Origin of the sequence: Mesorhizobium quangtriensis (assembly GCF_040081925.1) — a bacterium.
GTDB lineage: Bacteria > Pseudomonadota > Alphaproteobacteria > Rhizobiales > Rhizobiaceae > Mesorhizobium_K > Mesorhizobium_K quangtriensis.
Genome location: NZ_JBEBMF010000001.1, coordinates 1177790 through 1199105, shown reverse-complemented (window position 1 = coordinate 1199105; position 21316 = coordinate 1177790). Strand labels below are relative to the sequence as shown.

Genomic DNA, 21316 nt, shown 5'->3' with positions numbered 1-21316 from the left:
CAGGGCAGTCGGGACTCATTCCCATCTCAGCGGGTTTGCTGATGCCATTTTCACCAGAGTCAGGTCAGTTTGACCCCAACCCCGAATTGAATTGGTGCGATTGTCAAGAATACGATCGCCGTTTGGCGTCTTTACCACAAGGACCGCATGACCTTCGCCTCTTGATGTCCTGACGACCGCTATCCGGAGAGCGCTCTGCGGAAAGCCGAGGCGGATCAAATGCTTCCGTTTCGTAAGAGCGTAGTCTTCGCAATCTCCGCTTGTCGGATTGGCGACCCATCTGTCGCCCTTGCGATCGTTTCTTGGGCGAATTGACCGGTTGACCTGGGCGTTTATGGCGCGCAATTGCGACATGCGCGAGGATGTCAGCTGGACAGAAGCACTCTTGGCCTTGCCGTTTCGACAATCAGCAGCGTTCTGCAAACAATAGAGCTGGTAGGCGAGCGGTGCCGCTGCTGAGCCTTTCGAGGGCTTGCGCTTGACTTGCCACTTGTATGCCAGAGGTTTTGCGTTGCTAACCTTGCTGCTAATTGATGACGTTTGAATATCTCCCGCGTAAGCATAGTTGAAGCTCAATCCTGCCCAACAAACGCTCAGAGACATTGAGATGAATGCCGCACGCCAATTCATTTTATACTCCCCAAGGATTTTTTCCTGGAGCACGTATAAAGTGGAATTATTTCAATGCGGCTTAGGCAGACTTAAGCTTTTTATAGACGGGATTATTAAGGTGTTAACCCTGCCTGAATTCACTTTGCGCATTTCAGACGCAGTTGCATGACACACCGAAGCGAACCGGTCGCTCAGATCCTGTCGCTCTCATCCTCTTCACGCGCCACAGTCACGAGGATCATCAGTACCGCCAAAGGCCACGCGATCGCGAGCAATACCCCGACGAATGTGTCGAAGTTCCACAGAGATGATTTCATATGCCTTTCGCTAAGACATTTCCAAACGAAGAAAGCCGCAATTAAGCAGTACATGGTTACCAGCCATGTGCTCATAGTTTCCATAGCGCCCACCTAGATATTTGCTCATGTGAGGAAGCATCTGTTGTGTTGGGATGTCAAGCGTAGGGGCAGTTCGCCGAAGAAGGCGATCTCGATTGTACGCAGTTGGTCTGACTCCATAAGGTGGTGCGGTTTCAGCCTTAGGTGCATGATGGAGGTAAAGAGCTTGGCTCTGGTATCCGGATCCAGCGTTAGCCTCGGGCAGGCGTTATACCGTTCGGGATAACTTAGGTGGCATGCCCAGAGGTCGACCATGTGGCCGGTAAATTCGCTGCCGTTGTCGGCAAACAGACGCTTTGGAGCCTTGTCCTGTCGGACCAGTCGATTGAGAACAACGACCACATCTTCCCAACGTAGCGGTGAACCGACTTCGATGGCCAATGCCTGGCGCGTACGGACGTCAACGGCACCCTAAGACATCGATCGAAAGGTTTGGAGTTCGACGATGTGGTCATCTTGAACAGCGGTTGGGACAGGCCTGACGGCGACGCGCTTCGCCTACGATCCTGAACTGATCGACAAGATCATGCGATTTTTGGATTCGATCCAGATTTAGCCTGAACCTGCGTAAACGACGGTGCCGATGTGAACGGCGTCTTCTGAGATGTTGCGAGGTCTCTCTCAACGTCCGAAATGAGGGCGCTTAGCTGACATCACTAGACCGAGAAATTTGTTTACAGCGGGTTTTACGTGAAACGCGTTCGCCCCAATGCCTTTGCTCAATCCTGTGTAAGGCGGTGTAAAGTTTTCACTTCAACAGTTCTGCAATTTTTTCCATAGCAGCGATCACCTTATCGGCGTCAACCGGTTCCAAATCTCTCTCAACGTCGACCATGCGTACCTCAACCTTGCGACTCCACTTCCCTGGCTGCCTATTGTGGAGCCAATGAATAGCGGCTTTGGTATCGGGAGGAACCTGCTTTTCTGTGGTTACGATCGAAAAGCTGGCGTCCCCTCCACCGTCGTTGTGGCGCACGACATGCTGTTCCTGGATCGTCATGCCGGTGGCTCTTTTGTAAAGCGAGCCGGCCACGGTCGCATCTGCAAGTTCCTTCCCGGCGAGTACGGCCTTACCAAACTCGAGATGCTGAATCTTCCAATTGGCGATTGACTGACGCGAAACACGGAAGTGCGTTGCTAGCTCTTCGTCGGTCAATCCCAGCAGGCAAAGATCGTATGCCTGCTGGGCAAATTCCGCGCGATATTTGTGGGGCGTCTTGGCCATGGCTTCCGTACTTCAATCCCTGATCCGAGGCGGATGCGGTCGAGTAATTATTGGCGAGCACATTTCAAGAGGTCGGCGGCGCATCGCGTTGCCGAGCCGCCAGCGATGGTATCCCGATTGCGCTTGTCCGGCATCGAGTTTTAGCGTGGAAAAGTAGCCAAGAAATCAGTGTAGATGCGAGCCACGGCCTGCTTTTCAGCGTCGCTGTGCACAACTTCACGCGGGAGTTCTTCGGCTATTCGAGACTTTCGCCTCGAGCGCTGCATCTCCAGGACATACGGTTCCATGACCTGGTTACACTGAAGGCGAAGGTCGGGTGGCGAGGGAAAGAACCCGTGACCGAGGCTTCCCTGCAGGATGCGCTTTACGGCGCTCCTGAGTGCGAAACCTGACACGCCTTCCAGAGCGATGTAGTAGGCTGCCTTGTTGAGCTGAGGATCGTGTGCCGGGCGGGCCGGCAACACCGACAGAAGCATCATGCAGTCGACGATCTGCTGATGCGACGCCAGCGCCCAAACATCCATCCCGTGATGTTCCTCATCCATTTTCATTACCTTCGTTCTTGGCCTCGTTCTTCCACATGCTGGCAAACGTTTCTGGTGCAGGATCTCCCGACGCTGCAGCAGGTCGCGGCTGCTGGCGGGACAGAAAGCGGGGCTGCACGGTGAACCAACCGCGCGAGATACACATTTCCGCGCCTTCCGTGATCGAGAGACCGCAAGAGTCACAATCCTTTCGGAAAAGGCGGGCAGCATAGGCAGTGAGTGGCGCTCGCCTGCCACGACGCAGCTTGACAAACTCCTCAAGAAGCTCCGGTCCAAGCTCGGAGAGCTCGTCCTCGAAATCAGCCTCATCCTCCCGGCTCGTCTTCTTCCTTACTTTTTTCTTAGATTCTCTATCTAGAAGATTATCTTCTACGCGTACGCGAGGCGTTACGCTCTCTGTCACGTCACGCGTTACGTCATGCGTTACGGCCGCTTGCTTCTTGCGTGACCGATATGCGGCCTGCCGCTTGGCGCCAGAGGAGCGCTCCTTGGGTGCGCTGAGCTCCATACTCTCAGCAACTTCCAACAGGTCTTGGATATCGAAACCCTTCTCAATCATCACTTTGATCGTCGCGGCTCCAATCGGCATTTTTGGCTTTCCAGGATTGTGGGGTTCTTTTGCTCATATCGGCGCGTCCACACCATGCGCTCCGCTGGGCGTGAAGGTCGTCCGAGCTACAGGGTGGAGGTCGACGTGCGCTTGTGGGACGCGAGCCACGCGTCAAGATCGTCTGGGTCGTAGACGACGACGCGGCCGATGCGAATGTACGTACAGCCACCACCAGTCACGCGGAGCTTCTCAAATGTGGATGCCGAGAAACCCGCGTACTCAGCAGCTTGGCTGGTGCGCAGCTTGGGACGGGGGGCACGCAAAGGGTCGGAGTTCATGAGTTCGCCTTCCTAGAAATGCGAAAATGGTCGCATCAGGAAGCAACGAGACGAAATCGACGATTTTAGAAAGGGCAGATCGGAATTTGACGCAATCTGACCTAATTTGACGGTGGACGGTAGGCGTTCTTGATCGCGCGTTGCAAGGTCGACGTAGAGATCGGCCTGATGTGAGGGAGCGCTGTTCTGATTTCCTCAAGAAGCGCGATTCCTTTTTGGCCTGCAGGAACGCCTGCTGGATGGAGTTCCCGCAGCTTTGCCTCAACGGCGGCTTGCTTTCCTGGCCTTTTTCTGCGCGTCGGGGTTTGACCGTCGACCGACGGAGAACGCAGCGTGAGACGCTGGAGCAAATCGGCCATCTTTGTCTCCGGTATCGCACCGGCGATCGGCGAACTGAGAATCTCGACGAACTTCCGTACAGACTCGGTCACATCAAACTCGCCTAGGAAACTCTCCATAAATGTCGCGAACTGCTCCTCCGGCACCATCGCCGTACGACCAATCAAATCGTCCAGATATTTGCTATGCCCACGCGCGATCTTTTCCGTCATGAGCAATCGCTCCGGAAAATGGGCCAGGGAAACCTCTCGGGGAGATATCGAAACGAAACCACGCGACTTTGAGTCTCGCGCGATTACCCTCAGCCTGCCTTCAGTCAGAGCCTTCGCAAACGCTTTCACAATGTTGTCTGAAATCGCCTGAATCTCGGCGCACATGCGGAACGCCTCGGAAGTTTGAACGGCTGCTACCGCGGAATGAAGATCCGCCACGGGGTCTTCCCCTTTCCACAACCGATAGCGGAACCGGTCGAAAGCTTCGCGCAGCGACAAATATCCTGAGGGGGCAAGATCCATATCTCAGCCTCGGCTCGGAGTCGGCGAGGGCTCTTCCCGGCCGATCGCCTTGTTCATCATGGCGTTCACTGCATTTGCGGAACGGCGCAATGGATCAGCATCTAAATGGGCATAGCGGGCCGTTGTCTGCGGCTGCGAATGACCAAGCAGCTTTCCGAGCACCGGCAAGCTCATGCCTGCAGCAACACCGAAGGATGCGAAGCTGTGGCGCAGGTCGTGTATCCTAAGCCCTGGTAAACCAGCGTGCCGTGTCACGAGAGACCAGGGCCTCTTCAGATCAGATCGCGGGCGCTCATCGGGCCTCCCGGCGCCGTCGCCTGCAATGACGTAACTCCCTACCCTTGTCAGCCCGCCGAGGACTTCGATCGCGGGGGCGCCAAGCACGATCGTCTTCCGTCCTGTCTTGGAGTCTGGCAGCAGCAGCAGCCCGCGCTCCAGATCGACATTCTCCCACTTCAGGTGAAGAATTTCGCGCAGGCGCGCACCGGTGAAGACAAGAAGTCGTAGTGCGGCCGCCACGTGCTCGCCAATATGGGTCACGCTGCGTGCCTCACTATGGTGCTTCGAACGGTGCTCAGCGTTGGGCCAGGGGATGCCGACTGTCTCGGCCTGCCTGATGGCATTGCCAAGCTGTTCGAGCTCGCTCGTCGACAAGAACCTCTCCCGATGCAGCTCCCGAAACTTGGGAATGCCGCGCGACGGTGCAATATCCGTCTCGGTCAACCCGTGCCTGAACGCAAAGCTGAACATGGAACCCAAGATGGCAAGGGTGCGATTTGCCAACGCGGGTGTTGCACGCAGACCAACATGAATGCGAGCCACATCCGTCCGGCTGATGTCTTTGGCCTTCTTGGCACCTAATGCAGGCAGTATGTAGCGCTCGATGGTGCCTTCGTAGCTAGACACCGTTGCGGTCTTTCGTTTGGCCCGGACATGGTCGTCCATAAATGCTTTGGCCAACTCGGCAACGGTCAGTGCAACGCGCTCCCTCGCCTTTGATCTTTGGGGATCGTCCCCAAGGTTGACTCTCGCCCTCAGCCTTTCGGCCTCCGAACGAGCTTGGTCAGCGGTGAGCTTTTTTGTCGATCCGAGCGTTACCCGCTTTTTGGCGGCACGCCTTCCGCCTTCGGCACTGCGATATTCGTAGATCCAGGATTTTTCACCTGACGGAAAGACCCTCAGCCCAAATCCTCTGATGTCGGTGTCGAACACGGTGTAGCGGCGTTCCAACGGTTGGGCATCATCTACGACGCGCTTCGTCAATCGTCTCGCTGACATCTCTCTTTGCTCGCTGTATTCTGCCTAACGGGCCGCCCGGGTCGCCACCGGGTCGCCACACCGAGGTAAAACATGCTGCAAGCTACGGCAAGTCACTGAGACACAAATGTATGAAAATCAAGGGGATAAGCAACAGACGGCAATTTCCGGAAACGTCAGGAAACAAACTCCCTGGAATTCGTAATGATGGGGTCAGGTGTTCGAGTCACCTAAGCGGCACCATTAACCAATTGATTTCTATATATTATTTTTGGCTGCTGGCATCTTTCAACATCATCCCGGGTCGCCACCAAGTCGCCATAACTGGGCGCGCTGGCCCTTTGGGGGATGTGAGGGACACGGCGGCAGTGTGGCCGCTAGCGGTCTGTCCGATTTCGGAACGGAGGGCTAGTATGCGGCCATTGTCACTCGGCAGCTAGTGCCTAGCTTCACCGGCTTCATACACGCGTAATGTCCTTACCGGTCTGAGCCGCAAGCAGCGGATCCGATCCCCTGTCGCAAGATCGACCGCTCAATCGTCGACGACTGTCCAATTGTCGTCTGGATTGAACCTGTCGATGTATTTTACGATCTGGTCTGTGGGGGGACCGAGGTCGATCTCATAGACGATGCCGTGCTGGTTGACGGCAAAGGTCTTGACGCCGGTCTCGCCATATTTTGCCGGCCACGCGATCAGGCCGAAGCCGGCGATCATGTTGCCGTTGATGACGTAGTCGTAGGCGCCGCCTGCGATGTTGTCGCCCTGCCCGGTTAGGATCCTGTACTTGTAGCCGAAGTAGCCTTCGCCTTTCGCAGCATCGTCGAGTTCCGACTGGTCGAGGTCGCCGGCGGGGCTTGGGCCGTTGATCTCGTCGGCCGGCCAGTAGAGGCCGTCCGTCATGCCGGCCGAACTGACCAGCTTCTGTGCGAACTCCTCGACACCGTCGCCGTCACGGTCGACGGAAGCATAGTCCTCCTGCGCGTCGACATAGGCGCGCATCGTCGCGATCGTCTGCAACTCGTTCTCGCCGACAATGCGGTTCACGATTTCTTCGAGCCCGGCATAGGTGTCGAAGGCCCACTTGCCGTCTTCCCATTTGACGATCGGGAACGGCAGCGGCCAGAGCCTCTCGCCGACCAGCACGGTGCGCCGGTCGCCGTCGCCTTGCAGCGAAAGCTTCTTGGAAGCGCCTTCCTTGATAAGGGCAAGCGCGGCGGCGGTGCCCTCATCCGCCTTTATCTTCGCGGGATCGAGACCAAGAACCTCGGCGACCTTGCCGCCGCCATCGGCCTGCAGAGCCTGCTTGAACGCGGCAAGTGCTGCCTCCGGCGTGTCGAAGGCTGGCGGCTCTGTCGCCGCAGCCATTGCGGCGATGCCTGTCGGTTCGGCATCCTGCGCCGTCGCGGGCGAGATCACCATCACGCCGATAACAAGAGCGAGAGCACTGGCGGAACGGAAAAGCGTTCTGATAAACATCGTGGTCATCTCCTGTTTTCCTCAGCGCCTACGTCCGCCGCCGTGGCCACCGCCACTTGGGCGTTTGATCTGCTTGTGTGCGCCGCCGCCGCGGTTGCCGCCGCCCATCGACTGGTGGCCGCGGTCGGAACTGATCTTCGCTGGTTTGCCGCGTCCTGGATTGCCTACTGCCGACGGCTTGCCCGGACGATTGTCCAGCTTCTGGGCGGGCTTGGGTTTGCCGGCAGGGCGATCGATCTTGGCCGGCTTCTGCTGTCCATCACGGTTAAGTGACGGTTTGGTGGCAGGGCGGTCCACATTCGGGCGGCTGGCATCGGGACGATTGAGGTTCGACCGGTCGCCACCCTGCGCCTTCAACCCATCCTGCATGCTCTTGCGAACATCCTTCGTTCCGGCGCCGCCCTTGCCGGGCCGATTGGCGATTTTGTCGTTCTTCTTGATGTCGCGAGCCCGGTCGCCGATCGCATTGTCACCGTTCTGCTTGACCCGGTCCTTGAACTCGTTTCGATCAAAATTGTTGAACTGGTTGCGGTCGATCTTGATCTTGTCGCGATCGACTTTCTTCCAGTCGATGTCGTTGAAGTTGATCTTGCCGTTGAAGTCGCGGTTGTTGAAGCAATTGTTGCAGTCGATGTCGATGTCGTTGCCGTTCCAGTGGCCGCCCCAGACCCCCCAGTCGTCCCAATCGACGACAGCGCCCCACACGGCTCCTGTCACGACGCCGGCGAAGAAGGTCGCTCCGGGGTACCAGTATGGCGGATATGGGTCGGGATAGTAGCGGATTGGCTCCCACACATAGCCGGGCTCGTAGAGCATTTCCGGTGGGTATTGCGGGACGTAGATCACCTCCGGGTTGGCCGGCTTTATGACGACGTTTTCGTTCTCCCGAGTGACCTGGACCTTGTCGTCAGTCTTGATGGCGCCGTTGGCGACAGCCTCGTCGCGCAACTGCTGGATCGCGACGAGAACGTCCTTCTGCTGCCAGGCGATCGCGTCGCCGAACTGCTGCGTCCATTCCAGATCGTCGCTCATCATCTTGACGATCTCAGGATAGTTGAGCAGCGACACCACGCTGCCATCCCAACTCTCCTTGGGCTTCAGCGACCTGTCTTTCTCGTACTGGTCGAGAAAACGCGACGCCTCCACGATCTGCAGTGGATAAAGCGATGCTCCCGAGATCAAGGCGACCAATTCGTCTGGATAAAGCGCGATCCGCGCAACCAGGACCTCAAGTTCGTCCTCGCTCAACGGAGCAGGCCATGATGCATCCGAATCGGACGACGCATCCGCAGCCGCAACCTGTTCCTGTGCGAAGGCCGGCACTGTCAGCGCTGCCAATCCCGAAGCGAGTGCGCCGGCAAGAGCCAACCTTGTCAAAAACCGCATGTCCATCATGCTCATCTCGCTTCCTTTTCCGTTTCGGGACCTAACTGATCGCTTGCGATTTTTTTTTGCCCACAGATCGAACTGCAGTGAAAGCCAAAAGTCGTCATTTGCAGCGCACGATGCAACGGAAGCCTAGATGCGAAATCGACGTGTCGATCGGCTGCGCCATGCGCGCTGCCGGGCGATAGCGGCGACAATAGCTCGGCGCGCAGAGGTGCGAGCCGCCCTTCGTTACCTTGCGGGGAATATGCGCGTGAGGCTGAAGTGGATCGAACATCTCGTCATGCGTTGCACCGCGCGGATTCGATGCGGTGCAGCAGGGGCTGTCGATTTTGGGGTGCTCCTGATACCAGTCCGCCGTCCACTGCCAGACGTTTCCGGCCATGTCATGGAGGCCATAGCCGTTTGCCGGGAACGAACCCACCGGAGCGGTGTATTCGAAACCGTCTTCCCGCGTGTTGCGCGTGGGAAATTCGCCCTGGAACGTGTTGGCCATATGCTTTCCGCCAGGCGTCAGTTCGTCACCCCACACGAATTCGGCGCCGTCCAACCCGCCGCGCGCCGCAAACTCCCATTCCGCCTCTGTAGGCATTTCCTTGCCCACCCATTGCGCGTAGGCTTCCGCATCCTCATAGGCTATGTGGACGACCGGGTGGTCCATCAGCTTGCTGATCGAACTCGCCGGCCCCCGCGGATGGCGCCAGCTGGTCCCTGGAACATACACCCACCAGTTATAATGGTTGCTCATGTCGACTGGACCCGCCGGCCTCTTGAACATAGTCGAGGACGGGACGAGCATCTCCGGTCTCGCGTCTGGATAGTCGTCCGGATTGGCCGGGCGCTCGGCCAGCGTCAGGTATCCGGTCTCGGTGACGAAACGCCTGAAATCGCCGTTCGTGACGGTAAACACGTCCATCCAGAAACCGTCGACCCTCACGCGGTGGGCCGGCGCCTCTTCCGCGTAATGATTATCCGATCCCATCATGAAAGTCCCGCCGGGAATCCAGGCCATCCCGGAATGACTCAGGTCGACATTCATTTTCGGTGGCCCCAGATATCCTTCCGGCATGAGATGCCTTGAACGAGGTTCCTGTGCTGCGCCAACGACGGGCATTCCGTCCGGTTCTCCCCCCGTCGGACGAATAAATGGCGGCGTAGCAATTAGCAAAGGTCGAGCCCGCAAATTGTCCGCTGACGAACAATCTCAGGATAAATTATGCGAACCTGATTAACGCTGGTTTGGCTGTCCTCCGGACGGGCGCGGGCTTCAGCGCAACCGTAATGCGGCAATCCCGCTCGATAGCCCTGAAGTGTTGATGCCGCCCGTCGACACCGTTGCCGTGTAGGCGCTCAGCCTCACAGCATAGCGGTGCTCCAGTCCTTTTCGCCCTCACAAATAGGTGGGTTTCCTGACCAGGGTATTGCCTCTGGGCAATCGCAACGGGCTTGGCGCATGGCTTGCCGGCCACTATTGTTCCGGCGATCCACTGATGGATTCATCGAGGACTGCAGCGATGAAGCTTGCTGAGCATCGATCGTGAAGAAGCAGGACGCCCAGGAGATCATGCGAAGTCACGGCTGGCTTTCGCGCCAACCCGAGCCGTTTCGCGACGATGTGCTCAAGCGATGCTCTCTACGACACTTTGAAGCCGGAGAGACGCTATATGACTACGGCGATGACGCCTCCGGCGTGTATGGGCTGGTGGAAGGGGCGATCGAACTCGATCTTGCCAACGGTCACATAGGAACGATCCGTACCGCGGGTTACTGGATCGGCGAAACAGCGGCGTTTCGTGGCGCCCCTCGCATGGTGTCGCTGGTCGCCATCGTTCCGTCCTACACGCTTTATCTGCCACTAGCTGAGTTCCAACGACTTATCGAGAACCCGGAATATTGCCGGTACTTCGCGCTCCTGATCATCGAACACATAGAGGAGGCGATCTCGATCATCGTCGACCTGATGGCGTCGGACCCGCTGGCGCGTGTCTCGGGCCGTCTGGTGACGCTTGGCAGGGCACAGTCCAGCGGCTCGAAGACATTGCCGGTCACACAGGCTGAACTCGCATCGATGTGCGGGCTGGCAAGGCCGACGGTCAACAGGGTCATCAAGGTGCTGACCAAGAGCGGCCTACTGGAAAGCCACTACGGTCGACTGACGATCGTAGACCTGGCCAAACTCCAGAAGCTGGCAAGGCCGGATACTTAGAACCTTTCCCCGCGGCGACCCCAGACTTCGAAAACTCCGTGGCGGAGCGATGATGATCAGGATCGATCACGTAAGCCGCCACAATCATCCGACTACTTCCCGACTTCGGGGTAGATTGTCGCCCAGTCCTTTGCCATGTCCACCACCAGCCAGCCCGCCGCCGGGGCCTGATCCAGCGCGGCACTGAGCTGCCCAATGTGGCTTTCGCGATCATAGGTCCATTCGCGCGCGGCGTCGGTATGATGAACGATCATCCCGAAGCGAGGCCCCTCGCCTGCGGTCGACCATTGCAGCATCGCGAGGTCGCCATCGGAGTTGCCGGCAACGAAGATAGGGCGCTTGCCGATGTTCCTCTCGATCCCTACCGGTTTGCCACCCTTGTCATCGATGAAGGCGATGCCGGGGTCTTTCATGACCTGCGGCTTGCCGTCCACCATCTGAAAATCGGCCTTGCCCAGCGAGCCGATCACCTGCTGCGGGGGGATGCCATAGACGGGTTCGGCGAAGGCCCGCATGAAGTCGACGCCGCCGCCCGAGACGATCCAGGTCTGGTAGTCGTTGTCACGAAGATAGCTCAAGAGCTCGAGCATCGGCTGGTAGATCATGTCGGAATAGGCACGCCCGGTCGTGGGATGTTTCGCGGTGGCGATCCATTCGGCGGCCTGCGCCGTGAAGTCTTCGACCGTCATGCCGGAATGGGTGGCGCTGACGACTTCGATCAGGGCGGATTCGCCGCCCGCGAGCACACCCTTGATATCGCCCGCCGCGGCGGCCTTCAACGCCGCGGTCGAGGCCCAGGCGGGATCGGCGGCGGCCTTCTTCCGGGCCATGTCGATGGCGAAAAGAAACTGGAAATACACGGGCTGTTCGGCCCAGAGACAGCCATCATTGTCGAACACCGCGATCCGGTCGCCGGGAGTCACGTAGGTTTCGAGCGAAGGGCTTGTGGTGCTCTCCACAAACGCGATGATCGCGGCCTTGGCGTTTGTATCGTTCCAGGACGGCAGCGGATCGGCCTGCGCACCCACAATGCTGGCCGCCTGCAGAAGAACCAGCAAGGCTCCAACGCACAGAGCAAGGGATGGCATCGATCGGGCCGACTTGAGCATGGATTTCCTCCTCCCCGTTCTCAACGCTTCGCCAGACAAGGCGCGCCGAGTACGATTGCTGCAAAGGACCTCCCCCTAAGAGGCGGGCGCCCTGCGATAGTTCGGGCCGCCGGAGACTAACGGCGGCCCCACTGCGCGTGCGTCCTACTGGTTGCCGTGGCTGCCAGACATCACGCTTTGCATGACGTTGTCCAGATTGAAGCTTCCGGGTTTTTGGCGTGGCGGGAAATCCTTGAAGCTTTGCAACCAGCGTCCGACATAGGCGCCTGCCGGGGCGAAGGCCCACATGTGTTCGACAAAGAAGCGCTGGTATCCCATTGCGTGCTCCTGCTCGGCCCTTTCGAAGGGGTCCATCCGCAGGTTGGTAAGCAATGGCGCGCGCAGAACCTTGAAGGGATCTATCCAGACCCTGAGGCCGTGCGAGTCCTGTTCGAGGAAGGTGATCTTCCAAGGCCCGTACCGCAGTGCCGCGACGCTGCCGTCGTCGGTCCAGTAGATGAAAGCCTTGGTTGGCCATTCGCCTGCACCTTTCAGTGCCGGCCCGATGTCGTTGCCGTCGATGTGCGACTTGTAGGTCCTGCCGCCGATCTCAGCGCCCTTCAGCAAGTCGTCCTTGATCGTGGTGTTGCCGGCAGCCGCCGCCAGGGTCGGGAACATGTCCTCGTGCGTGCCGATATCGTTGACAACCGTGCCAGGCTTGATGACGCCAGGCCAGCGGATCATGGTCGGCACGCGGTAGCCACCTTCCCAGTTCGTGTTCTTCTCGCCGCGGAACATCGTGGTGCCGCCGTCCGGCCAGGTGAAGGTCTCGGCCCCGTTGTCGGTCGAGTACATAACGATGGTGTTGTCCTTGATCCCCAACTCCTCGATCTTCTTCAGGATCTGGCCGACCATTGCGTCATGCTCGACCATGCCGTCGGCATAGATGCCGTAGCCGGTCTTGCCATCGGATTCCGGTTTCAGGTGAGTGAAAATGTGCATCCGCGTGGTGTTGTACCAGAGGAACATCGGCTTGCCGGCGGCATGCGTGCGATCCATGAAATCAAGCGCCTTGTTGGTCACTTCCCCATCGATCGTCTCCATCCGCTTGCGCGTCAGCGGGCCGGTATCGGTGCATTTCTGATTACCCCAGGCGCCGAAGCGCAGATCGGCGGCCTCGGTGTCGGCCTCGGTCGCAACGCAATCGAGAACGCCGCGCGGGCCGAATGCGGCCTTGAAGGCCGGGTCCTTCGGATAGTCGGGATATTCGGGCTCCTCCTCAGCGTTCAAGTGATAGAGGTTACCGAAGAACTCGTCGAAACCATGCACCGTTGGAAGATGCTCGTTACGGTCGCCCAGGTGGTTCTTGCCAAACTGGCCGGTCGCATAGCCCTCCGCACGGAGGATCGTGGCTATTGTCGGGTCTTCCTTGGGCATCCCTTCGGGCGCGCCCGGTAGGCCGACCTTGGTCAGGCCGGTGCGGATCGGCGACTGCCCGGTGATGAAGGCCGCACGGCCGGCGGTGCAGCTTTGCTGACCATACCAGTCGGTGAACAGCGCGCCTTCCGCGGCGATGCTGTCGATATTGGGTGTCTTGTAGCCCATCATGCCCCGGTTGTAGGCGCTGATGTTGAACTGGCCGATGTCGTCGCCCCAGATGATGACGATATTGGGTTTCGCGGCTTCCTGCGCCTCGACCTGCACTGCCATACCCAGCAGCGACGTCGACACTGCCAGGGCAGCCATCATTTTGTTCCAACGTTTCATCGAATTGCACCTCCGCATTGAATACGAGCCGGCCAATCGTTGGACCGCGCAAGTACGAGATGCGACTATCAGGCAATGCAGCGGCAGACTGTCTCTCAGCGAACTATTGAACGAGAAAAACTGACGCAGCGTGAGCCGTCAGGGGCTGCAACGAACGCCGGTCAACTCGCTGGCGTGGAGGCTGCTCGCTTAGATGCCATGCCTCGCCGCTGCAGATCCGTTTGGCTTTCCCAGTAGTCGATGAGGGCTTTTGCCCGTTGCAGCGAGACGATTTCGCCCTCGGCGATCGTCGCTTTGGACAGTTGAGTGCTGGCGTGGCTGCTGCTTGGTGCCCAGATGATTGCCTGCCACTGCGACGTGACCTGCGTCTGGATGCGGTATCCCCGGTGTACGTAGAGTGGCATGGGCGTTCCGTACCTGGCTTGCAAGTTGTCCAAACACCCGCAAAACAGCGCGCCCGCCATGCAACTCGCCTCAATTGACCTTGCGTAGCTTGGGTCCGGGTGAGAGATTGTCCGCCGAGTTACATTTGCGAGAGAATTTTCGATCTCGTTCAAGGCTGCGTTTGAGAATGGCCTTTCGGGGAGGCGGGGACACAAAATGACGATCCACAAGCTGGGTGCTGCAGCTTGGGTGGTCTATGGCGTTGGCAGTTCCGGCTACGTCCTGATGATTCCCGTTATCGGCTATGCGACCTATTTTCACACCCAGGTTGCAGGAGGCGGACCAGAGGCCGCAACCTATTGGGCCTTAGCCGTTGCCGGCGCACTACTCGTGACCGGCCTGATCGCGCCTCTTCTGGGAGCTTTTGCTGACGGCAAAGGAAAGCGAAGGCAAATCCTTGCGCTGCTGACCGCACTTGCCTGTATCTCGACGGCTGCCCTGACGCTCATCCGGCCAGGCGAAATCGTCACGGGAATGGCTGTTTTCATTATTGCGCACACGGCCTTCCTGCTGGCCAAGGCAATATACGACTCCTATCTGCCAGTACTGGGAGAACCAAACTCGCTGTCGGTCATTTCTGGACTTGGCTGGGGGCTGGGCTATCTCGGAAGCGTAGCATGCTTTTTCCTTTGCCTGCCGTTTATCCAAAGCGGTGCCGAGAATATCGACCCTGGCACATTTGCGCTGGCCTTCCTTGTGACAGGCGTCTTCTTCGCGTGTCTGAGCCTTCCCGCGGTCTTTGTACTTCCCCGAGACGATGTACGGGAGCGTAGCATCGCTGGGCCGGGCGCTTTCGGGCGCCTGGGCACCACGCTCAAGGAGTGGCGGCAACATAGGGACATCCTGAGCTTCCTCCTGGCGTTTTACCTGATCAACGACGCGGTGGTGACGATCCTGTTTTTCATCGGCATCTTCTTCAAGACCAATTTCGGGTTGAGCGTCGAGGAAATCCTCAAGCTGACCCTCTTGTTTTTCCTCGTGGGCGTTCCGGCGACCATCGCGTTCGGCTGGCTCGGACGTGTGTGGTCTGAGCGCGGAGCGCTTTTCGTCACTCTTCTGATCTGGCTCATTCTCATCGCAATCATGGCGCTGGGGCACGGCGAGAGAGTCCCGTTGACCGTGGCGATCATCGCGGGGCTGGTGATCGGATCGAGCCAATCCCTCTGCCGCAGCATCTATGCGCAGATGATACCGGCAGATCGAAGCTCGGAGTTCTTCGGCTTCAACGCCCTCGTTGGACGGGCGTCAGCCGCGCTCGGTCCCCTCGTCTTCGGTGTCGTCAACGCCGCCAGCGGAAGCCAGCGCATGGGAATGGCGTCCATAGGCGGCTTCATCGTGCTGGGAGGCCTGATACTGGCATATCAGAGGCCGTCTCAGCGAACTCAGTCGCAAGGAGCGCACGCTTGACACGCATCGTGGGCCTAGAGGTTACGTTTTGGTCTGGTTTGAAATGTGACCGCCAGTGGCGACGCTCGGGATTGACGCATCTTGTCTGCTTCTGAGGTTGGGATCGCAGTGGGTCCCGGCTGTTTTGGGGGCGCGAAGCCGCCGCCCTTAGATCCGAGCTCAAACGTCCGCTTTCAGACGAAGGTGATCATGACCTGAACGTCCGGGATGAGGGCGCTTAGCTGAAATCCACGAGGCCGAGAAATTCGCTTGCAGCGGGTTTTACGTGAAACGCATTCGCCACAATGATTTGCCCAATCCTCTGCAAGGCGGTGCAAAGTTCGGCGCAAACACGTCACCAATCAGTGGACGAAGTTCCCGGAACTAACGGATCGGGTTTCAATTATCTACAAACAACAGACGAATTGCTTGAAGACAGTCCGCTGCTGTCGCTGAAATTTCCGAGCCCCGGGCTGATACAAAAAACCGCAATCACACGTCTGCTTCGTCGACTTCCTCGACAAGAAATTGCTCTGCGGTTTTTGTGACAAGTTGTTGAGTGGGTTTGCGCATTGCAGCCATTGTAATACAGGCACAGCCGTGCAGTTTGGATTCCTTGGGCCTAGTGGCCAACCAGATTGCCGCAGGAACGAGCATGTCGGACAAGAAGCGCAGCTTTCAAGATAAAGCCTCGGCGGAATTGGCGCGGTTCAAGCAGAAATACATCGATCCTTCGCGCCGATCTCTGCGCCTCACTTTACGGGGTCGCGCCATGATGATCCGCGCCTTGTTGACGTATAGATCCAGACGCATATCGCTTTGGCCCGACAGGTTCTTGTTCGTGAGGATCATCGGCAATGACCTTGAACCGCGCCACGAAACCGGGCAGTCCCGCCGCAACGTCGAATTCATCCTGAAGAATGAAGCCCAATTTCCGGACTGCAAGAAGGTCTGGGTTGTCAACAGGATCATGGACTCCAGCGAACGGGCGAAAATCATAGAACTCCTCGACAGCCACGGGCAGGAATATCACGAGATACCCTTCGATCTCGCCGAGTATGGCAAGGTTGAATACGACTTCGACCGATTGCCAGAGGGCGGAATTCTGGCCAGTAGCAAGCTGCTTACTTTCGAAGAAAGAAATATCGTAAAGCTCGAAATATCCGCCCGGCGGCGCAAGGTGAACTACCTGATGAACAACAATGGGGCGAGGAATTTCGCCCATAAAAACATCAGCGCCGATTTCAAATGGATCATGCCGTGGGATGGCAACTGTTACCTGACCCCTGATGCATTCGAGGCAATCCGCCAGCGTGTCAGACGCCGATCCCATCTCCCGTATGTGATAGTTCCGATGGCCCGGATCGAGGACAATACAGCCCTGCTTGACCCAGGATACACAGCAAAGGCCAAGGAAGAGCCTCAGGTGATATTCAGGGTAGACGCCAAAGAAGAGTTCAATACGGAGATTCCTTATGGCCGGCGGCCAAAAGTAGATCTTTTGTGGCGGCTGGGGGTTCCGGGAAGGTGGGATAAGTTTCCCACCGACCCCTGGGATTTTCCAAGGCCGCCGCTCGCCGAGGAAGCCGGTCTCTATCAATCAGCAGGCTGGGTCGCCAGGCTGGACTCCGGCCGACCCGACCTCGAGGTCGGCAAAGGCAGCAGCGCAAGGCGTGCCTTAGGCCGAGACGAAGCCATCCTCCGCGCTGTCGAGAAAGCAGATCAAGCCTGGGTGGAGACAATGCTGTCGCAACGGCGCGGCTCGCTTCTCTTTTACGATAGGCAAGCAATCCGGGAGGCCGCAGGAGACGAACCCCTGGCGTCAGCGATCCGCAGCCATGCCGACCAAGCGATGCAACGCGGCCCATATTCTGTCATGGACAAGACTGGCATAGCGCCGTCGGGCGACAAGCACGACTATTTCAGCCCGGCACCCTACTGGTGGGGGACCAACGACTCCAAGAGCACATCGCACGTCATGAAGGACGGGATGCGTATCCCTGGCTCCGGCCTTTTCGAATCCGGTAGCGAGCAATACGATAGAAGCAACCTTCAGCGACTGTTTGACGATACGCTCGCGCTCGCTCTCGGGTGGGGTGTGGCCGGTGACGTCAGATACGCGCAAAGGGCAGCCGAGTTGGTGCGCACCTGGTTCCTGCGGCCGGAAACACGCATGAATCCGCATCTGAGGTATGCGCAAGCCATTGGAGGCGAAGCGCGAGACCGGGCCTTTGGCATCATCGAATTCAGGGACGTGTACCTCTTACTCGATGCCGTTGCGCTTGTGGTCGAATCCGGCCACCTCTCGGAAACGGAGATCCAAGACCTGAAGAGCTGGTTTACCGCTTTTGCAAGCTGGCTCGACAATTTTGCAGGTGCGCAAGCGATATTCAGGCATCGGAGCAACCATAGCGTCTATTTCGATCTGCAGCGCTTTGCGATCGCCCATTTCCTGCGAGATTACCGGACACTCGCCAGAACGAGGTTGATTGCGCGCTCCCGGATATACGATCAAGTCGCAGAAAATGGCTCTCTACCAGCAGAGTTAAGCCGAGCAAATCCAAAGCACTATTTGCTATTTACAGTTCAGGCTTGGACAACATTGGCCAGGATGCTGTCTATCATCGGAGATGATCTCTGGACTTTCAGCACTGCAGACGGTCGCAACCTGTTTGGCGTACTCGATTGGGCACTACGACATTGCATGGACGGCAATCATGCGGAGGAAATTGATCTGGCAAGGTTGCAACCAATCTTGGCAGACCTCAGAGATCGGTACGATTGCAGCAGCTACGGTCGCGATATTGACCATCCCGCCGCGCTTTCATTTCAATCAACTACCGGAATCGCCCCATTTTGGAGGCTTCGACGCCGTTAGCTTGCACGATCTGCGAAGCAGCAAAATCAGTACCAAAATATTCGTCAATCCGGCGCAGTTCGGCTTCATCCGTTATCGCTTGCTCGCGGATAAGGTTGATGATGTTTTCCTTCCTGTTCCCGCCTCTTTGGAGGCTGAATGACAGGTTCTGCGAATGGTTCATCGTATAGATGACGGCAGGCAATTCCATGAAGTCCAGATAGCGTAGTTCTTCCTCAAAGGCGATCGGGATGCTGTTGTGCTGCGAACACATGTTGAACAAAAGCATCTCGCTCGTCGCTTCGGCCGAAGGCAAATCGGGCAGATCGAATCGCAGCACGGACGTACTGCCGCACACCCGCTCAAGGCTTAGCCGCCACGCGCCCGGGACAGGCGCCACAAGGCCGGCGGCCCAATCACATGTGTAACCGGTAGGAATCAGGTGGCCGTTCGGATGCCGCGCCCGCAATACGTAGTCTACCAGGTCGCAGTGGACGATATCGTCAGCATCAAGCTGCATATAATAGCCACCCCCGAGCTGGTGCAGCCTTTGACCTATATTGAGCCGCTTCCTGAACTTGTCACTGCGGAATTTTTGCGGCTCGCGTGGCGGTGAGCTCTGCATTGATAGGAATTCGACACGTTCATCGCGCAGTTCCGGTAGGTCGGGCATCTCGTGGCCGCATATGATGACGCGCAGCCTCGGATCCGACTGCCTCAGGACAGATCGAAGCGTGGTACGCAGGAGGCTGCAGGTAAGCGACCAGTCCCGCACGGTCCGCGAACTTGCAAGCGTTACACCGAAGGTCACGCATTCGGAAGGTGACGCGGCCTCAGATTGCGGTGAGAGTTGCTTCAGTATCTTCGCCCGTGACGTATTCCCTGCGTGAACGATACGATCTTTGGTTTTCCGGCCGAATTTGAACAGTTTCTTCAATTTCATGTATTTCTACCATATCTTGGACAGGCCGGATCGACTGTCGCGGTACTGCAATTCTATTCGGGACCTAACAGCCACGGAAGGGACCGATTGCCAAGATCATCATCCTCCGTCCAAACTGGGTTCCCGATCACATGAGGGTGGTGATGAAGTGGTTTTCCGGAATCTGAATATATCGAGCAGTCTGGGGGCTTGAACACAGGCGTCTTGCCGTTCCCCGGATGAGGGGCAATTCCAGTTTTGGGCCAAGACCGGCTTCGGCATGTTCAGAGGTTCTACGATAAGGTTATAGGCCCTCCGCGAGCAGCGGCAACCCTGGAGATTTGGACTGGTGGTGCGCAGCCGGCAGCATGCCGTGCGACCCCAACCAGTTGTAAGCGGGCACTGGCAATGATAGTGCGCGCCACATGGCACATATATTTGACCGAATTTTTACCCGCGTTTGCCACGTCAAGGTTGGCTTCGAGGACCGCAGGCGCCATATCGAGAGCGAATTCGCGGCGCGCGGCGTGCCGTTCGAATTCTTTCTCGACCACGATATTGCGGACCTCAGCAAGGACGAGATCGCGGCTTCTCCGTTGGCGGCCCCACAATACTCCCTGGCGCGCAAACATATCGCTATTTGGGAAGAGTTTCTCACGACCGACCTGCCCTATTGCCTGGTTTTCGAGGACGATGTTTTCCTTGCTCAGGATTTTGTCGCCAAGCTGGCCGTATGCCTGGACGAGATGGGTTCGCCGGATCGGTTCTGCGCCGTCTATCTCGGTAACGGCAGCAACTACTATATCGCCGCGCGCGAGCTTGTTTCGGGCCGGCATCTCTATGCAGGCAATAGAAGTAGGTGCACGGATTCCTACCTGATCACGCGGCCGGTCGCTGCGGCGCGTCTCGACTGGTTGAAGCGGAATCCGCTGGACCGGAGCATCGACCTCCAGCTCGACGTCATAGACCCGCAACTGGGCGTCGAAATCCTTTGGTTCGAGCGCCCTATAGTCGAGCAGGGATCGCAGAACGGCTCGTTCCAAAGCTCACTGAGCTACCAGCCGCGACCGCTCTGGCAGCAGGCCATTCGCTGGAACTGGAAAAAGCTCAAGCGAAAGGTTACGGGTCACGCGTGACTTACACCAAAGACGTCGCAATTCATCCATCACGGGTTCGAGGCAAAGGGCCTGACGAATGCGCATTGTCCGATATGTCGTCAGCCGTATTCTCAAGCTCGCGGGGAACCTTTCCAAAGGGGTTTTCTTCGCGGTACACTTCGTCTGGTCGTCGCTGCGCCTGACAATACCCGAGCGCGCGGGGCCGCTGGTCAGGCCGACATCGAACCATCCCATCCCACGGATCGTCTGGCAGACCAATTTCAGCCGACGCGTCAGCCTGAACATCTACGCCAACTACCTCTTCAACCGGATCATGGCACCGACCTTCGAGTTCCGGCTGCTCGATGACGATGTGGCCGATGCCTTCATCGCCACGTGCGACGAGCGCACGCAGGCCAATTATCGCAGGCTTCAGATCGGCGCGGCGAAAGCCGATTTCTGGCGGGTGCTGACGGTGTACCACCACGGCGGCGTCTACATGGACATGGATGCGGGGCTGGTCTGGCCGCTCGGTTTCACGCTCGGTGGCCGTCGGGAACTCTATATCACCGACCAGGGCGATCGGCTGACGAACTACTTCTTCGCCTCGGCGCCGAACTCGCCGCAGATTGCGGAAATGATCTCGATCATCAACCGCAACATCGAGGAGAACGTGCTGAAATCCGTCTGGGACATTACCGGACCGTCCGTCTTCAATACCGCCCTGCGTGGAAAGAACGTCCAGATCGAACACAGGACTACCGTCTGCGTACAGGGGCTGATCACCAACGAGTTCTTCCAGTATCTCGATCGCCCTGCCGGCAAATGGACCAAGGAGCAGCAGACAAAGCGGGTCACATCGCCCGACAAGCCGGCGTCTTCCTGAGCGCCTTTCGGCGTCCGCCAG

20 protein-coding genes and 1 pseudogene are annotated in these 21316 nt (G+C 58.0%); 5 read left to right on the top strand and 16 right to left on the bottom strand.

All coding sequences use genetic code 11. The features are described from left to right. Positions 1 to 15: 15 nt before the first annotated feature. From ABMA32_RS05880 to ABMA32_RS05825, 12 genes and pseudogenes are all read right to left on the bottom strand, one after another. A complete protein-coding gene (locus tag ABMA32_RS05880) occupies positions 16 to 630 on the bottom strand; it encodes a transglutaminase-like cysteine peptidase (RefSeq protein ID WP_349012781.1) in 615 nt (204 codons plus the stop codon). Between the two features lie 173 nt (positions 631 to 803). After that, on the bottom strand, positions 804 to 929 hold the full coding sequence (locus ABMA32_RS05875) for a hypothetical protein (protein WP_349012780.1): 126 nt from the start codon (positions 927 to 929) through the stop codon (positions 804 to 806). A gap of 312 nt (positions 930 to 1241) precedes the next feature. After that, positions 1242 to 1415: pseudogene (locus ABMA32_RS05870) on the bottom strand (IS3-like element ISBcen22 family transposase); the annotation flags it as partial. 343 nt (positions 1416 to 1758) lie between these two features. Continuing rightward, positions 1759 to 2235, bottom strand: a complete 477-nt coding sequence (locus tag ABMA32_RS05865) for a helix-turn-helix domain-containing protein (RefSeq protein WP_349012779.1) — start codon at positions 2233 to 2235, stop codon at positions 1759 to 1761. Between the two features lie 140 nt (positions 2236 to 2375). Beyond that, positions 2376 to 2786 carry a hypothetical protein gene (locus ABMA32_RS05860; protein WP_349012778.1) on the bottom strand — a complete coding sequence of 137 codons (411 nt, stop codon included), beginning with the start codon at positions 2784 to 2786 and terminating at the stop codon, positions 2376 to 2378. Then, on the bottom strand, positions 2773 to 3369 hold the full coding sequence (locus ABMA32_RS05855; protein WP_349012777.1) for a hypothetical protein: 597 nt from the start codon (positions 3367 to 3369) through the stop codon (positions 2773 to 2775). Before ABMA32_RS05855 ends, ABMA32_RS05860 begins: the two co-directional genes overlap by 14 nt. 86 nt (positions 3370 to 3455) lie before the next feature. Next, on the bottom strand, positions 3456 to 3668 hold the full coding sequence (locus ABMA32_RS05850; RefSeq protein ID WP_349012776.1) for a helix-turn-helix transcriptional regulator: 213 nt from the start codon (positions 3666 to 3668) through the stop codon (positions 3456 to 3458). 101 nt (positions 3669 to 3769) lie between these two features. Continuing rightward, positions 3770 to 4522 carry a hypothetical protein gene (locus tag ABMA32_RS05845; protein WP_349012774.1) on the bottom strand — a complete coding sequence of 251 codons (753 nt, stop codon included), beginning with the start codon at positions 4520 to 4522 and terminating at the stop codon, positions 3770 to 3772. Positions 4523 to 4525: 3 nt separating this feature from the next. Beyond that, the gene (locus tag ABMA32_RS05840) at positions 4526 to 5800 is read right to left on the bottom strand and encodes a tyrosine-type recombinase/integrase (protein ID WP_349012773.1); all 1275 of its coding nucleotides are present in this window, start codon (positions 5798 to 5800) and stop codon (positions 4526 to 4528) included. A gap of 511 nt (positions 5801 to 6311) precedes the next feature. After that, positions 6312 to 7265, bottom strand: a complete 954-nt coding sequence (locus ABMA32_RS05835) for a DUF2950 family protein (protein WP_425475474.1) — start codon at positions 7263 to 7265, stop codon at positions 6312 to 6314. Positions 7266 to 7277: 12 nt separating this feature from the next. Then, entirely contained in the window at positions 7278 to 8657 is a 1380-nt protein-coding gene (locus tag ABMA32_RS05830; protein ID WP_425475473.1) for a DUF3300 domain-containing protein, read from the bottom strand. 88 nt (positions 8658 to 8745) lie between these two features. Then, positions 8746 to 9681 (bottom strand): formylglycine-generating enzyme family protein, encoded by a 936-nt coding sequence (locus tag ABMA32_RS05825; RefSeq protein WP_349012772.1) that lies wholly within the window; start codon positions 9679 to 9681, stop codon positions 8746 to 8748. 498 nt (positions 9682 to 10179) lie between these two features. Between ABMA32_RS05825 and ABMA32_RS05820 the strand changes: the two genes are divergently transcribed. Continuing rightward, on the top strand, positions 10180 to 10848 hold the full coding sequence (locus tag ABMA32_RS05820; RefSeq protein ID WP_349012771.1) for a Crp/Fnr family transcriptional regulator: 669 nt from the start codon (positions 10180 to 10182) through the stop codon (positions 10846 to 10848). Positions 10849 to 10940: 92 nt separating this feature from the next. On the opposite strand, the gene ABMA32_RS05815 is transcribed toward ABMA32_RS05820, so the two are convergent. From ABMA32_RS05815 to ABMA32_RS05805, 3 genes are all read right to left on the bottom strand, one after another. After that, a complete protein-coding gene (locus ABMA32_RS05815; RefSeq protein ID WP_349012770.1) occupies positions 10941 to 11957 on the bottom strand; it encodes an HAD family hydrolase in 1017 nt (338 codons plus the stop codon). Between the two features lie 144 nt (positions 11958 to 12101). Continuing rightward, entirely contained in the window at positions 12102 to 13703 is a 1602-nt protein-coding gene (locus tag ABMA32_RS05810) for an arylsulfatase (protein WP_425475472.1), read from the bottom strand. A 161-nt stretch (positions 13704 to 13864) separates the two neighbouring features. Continuing rightward, positions 13865 to 14107, bottom strand: coding sequence for a hypothetical protein (locus ABMA32_RS05805; RefSeq protein ID WP_349012769.1), 243 nt, complete (start codon positions 14105 to 14107; stop codon positions 13865 to 13867). 196 nt (positions 14108 to 14303) lie between these two features. Between ABMA32_RS05805 and ABMA32_RS05800 the strand changes: the two genes are divergently transcribed. Further along, complete coding sequence (locus ABMA32_RS05800) at positions 14304 to 15554, top strand: MFS transporter (RefSeq protein WP_349012768.1); 1251 nt, start codon at positions 14304 to 14306, stop codon at positions 15552 to 15554. A gap of 634 nt (positions 15555 to 16188) precedes the next feature. Then, positions 16189 to 18411: an alginate lyase family protein gene (locus ABMA32_RS05795; RefSeq protein ID WP_349012767.1), complete on the top strand. Its 2223-nt coding sequence runs from the start codon at positions 16189 to 16191 to the stop codon at positions 18409 to 18411. On the opposite strand, the gene ABMA32_RS05790 is transcribed toward ABMA32_RS05795, so the two are convergent. Continuing rightward, a complete protein-coding gene (locus ABMA32_RS05790) occupies positions 18371 to 19333 on the bottom strand; it encodes a glycosyltransferase family A protein (protein WP_349012766.1) in 963 nt (320 codons plus the stop codon). The two genes, ABMA32_RS05795 and ABMA32_RS05790, sit on opposite strands and share 41 nt — an antisense overlap. Positions 19334 to 19737: 404 nt before the next feature. Here ABMA32_RS05790 and ABMA32_RS05785 point away from each other — a divergent pair, with 404 nt between their 5' ends. Together ABMA32_RS05785 and ABMA32_RS05780 are read left to right on the top strand one after the other, a co-directional pair. Continuing rightward, a complete protein-coding gene (locus tag ABMA32_RS05785; protein ID WP_349012765.1) occupies positions 19738 to 20448 on the top strand; it encodes a glycosyltransferase family 25 protein in 711 nt (236 codons plus the stop codon). A gap of 58 nt (positions 20449 to 20506) precedes the next feature. Then, the gene (locus ABMA32_RS05780; protein ID WP_349012764.1) at positions 20507 to 21295 is read left to right on the top strand and encodes a glycosyltransferase family 32 protein; all 789 of its coding nucleotides are present in this window, start codon (positions 20507 to 20509) and stop codon (positions 21293 to 21295) included. The last annotated feature ends 21 nt before the right edge of the window (positions 21296 to 21316 follow it).

Bases quoted from the DNA above. Each gene is read 5' to 3' on its own strand.
- ABMA32_RS05880 (WP_349012781.1), bottom strand. From the start codon at position 630: ATGAATTGGCGTGCGGCATTCATCTCAATGTCTCTGAGCGTTTGTTGG.
- ABMA32_RS05875 (WP_349012780.1), bottom strand. From the start codon at position 929: ATGAAATCATCTCTGTGGAACTTCGACACATTCGTCGGGGTATTGCTC.
- ABMA32_RS05865 (WP_349012779.1), bottom strand. From the start codon at position 2,235: ATGGCCAAGACGCCCCACAAATATCGCGCGGAATTTGCCCAGCAGGCA.
- ABMA32_RS05860 (WP_349012778.1), bottom strand. From the start codon at position 2,786: ATGAAAATGGATGAGGAACATCACGGGATGGATGTTTGGGCGCTGGCG.
- ABMA32_RS05855 (WP_349012777.1), bottom strand. From the start codon at position 3,369: ATGCCGATTGGAGCCGCGACGATCAAAGTGATGATTGAGAAGGGTTTC.
- ABMA32_RS05850 (WP_349012776.1), bottom strand. From the start codon at position 3,668: ATGAACTCCGACCCTTTGCGTGCCCCCCGTCCCAAGCTGCGCACCAGC.
- ABMA32_RS05845 (WP_349012774.1), bottom strand. From the start codon at position 4,522: ATGGATCTTGCCCCCTCAGGATATTTGTCGCTGCGCGAAGCTTTCGAC.
- ABMA32_RS05840 (WP_349012773.1), bottom strand. From the start codon at position 5,800: ATGTCAGCGAGACGATTGACGAAGCGCGTCGTAGATGATGCCCAACCG.
- ABMA32_RS05835 (WP_425475474.1), bottom strand. From the start codon at position 7,265: ATGACCACGATGTTTATCAGAACGCTTTTCCGTTCCGCCAGTGCTCTC.
- ABMA32_RS05830 (WP_425475473.1), bottom strand. From the start codon at position 8,657: ATGAGCATGATGGACATGCGGTTTTTGACAAGGTTGGCTCTTGCCGGC.
- ABMA32_RS05825 (WP_349012772.1), bottom strand. From the start codon at position 9,681: ATGAATGTCGACCTGAGTCATTCCGGGATGGCCTGGATTCCCGGCGGG.
- ABMA32_RS05815 (WP_349012770.1), bottom strand. From the start codon at position 11,957: ATGCTCAAGTCGGCCCGATCGATGCCATCCCTTGCTCTGTGCGTTGGA.
- ABMA32_RS05810 (WP_425475472.1), bottom strand. From the start codon at position 13,703: ATGAAACGTTGGAACAAAATGATGGCTGCCCTGGCAGTGTCGACGTCG.
- ABMA32_RS05805 (WP_349012769.1), bottom strand. From the start codon at position 14,107: ATGCCACTCTACGTACACCGGGGATACCGCATCCAGACGCAGGTCACG.
- ABMA32_RS05800 (WP_349012768.1), top strand. From the start codon at position 14,304: ATGACGATCCACAAGCTGGGTGCTGCAGCTTGGGTGGTCTATGGCGTT.
- ABMA32_RS05795 (WP_349012767.1), top strand. From the start codon at position 16,189: ATGTCGGACAAGAAGCGCAGCTTTCAAGATAAAGCCTCGGCGGAATTG.
- ABMA32_RS05790 (WP_349012766.1), bottom strand. From the start codon at position 19,333: ATGAAATTGAAGAAACTGTTCAAATTCGGCCGGAAAACCAAAGATCGT.
- ABMA32_RS05785 (WP_349012765.1), top strand. From the start codon at position 19,738: ATGGCACATATATTTGACCGAATTTTTACCCGCGTTTGCCACGTCAAG.
- ABMA32_RS05780 (WP_349012764.1), top strand. From the start codon at position 20,507: ATGCGCATTGTCCGATATGTCGTCAGCCGTATTCTCAAGCTCGCGGGG.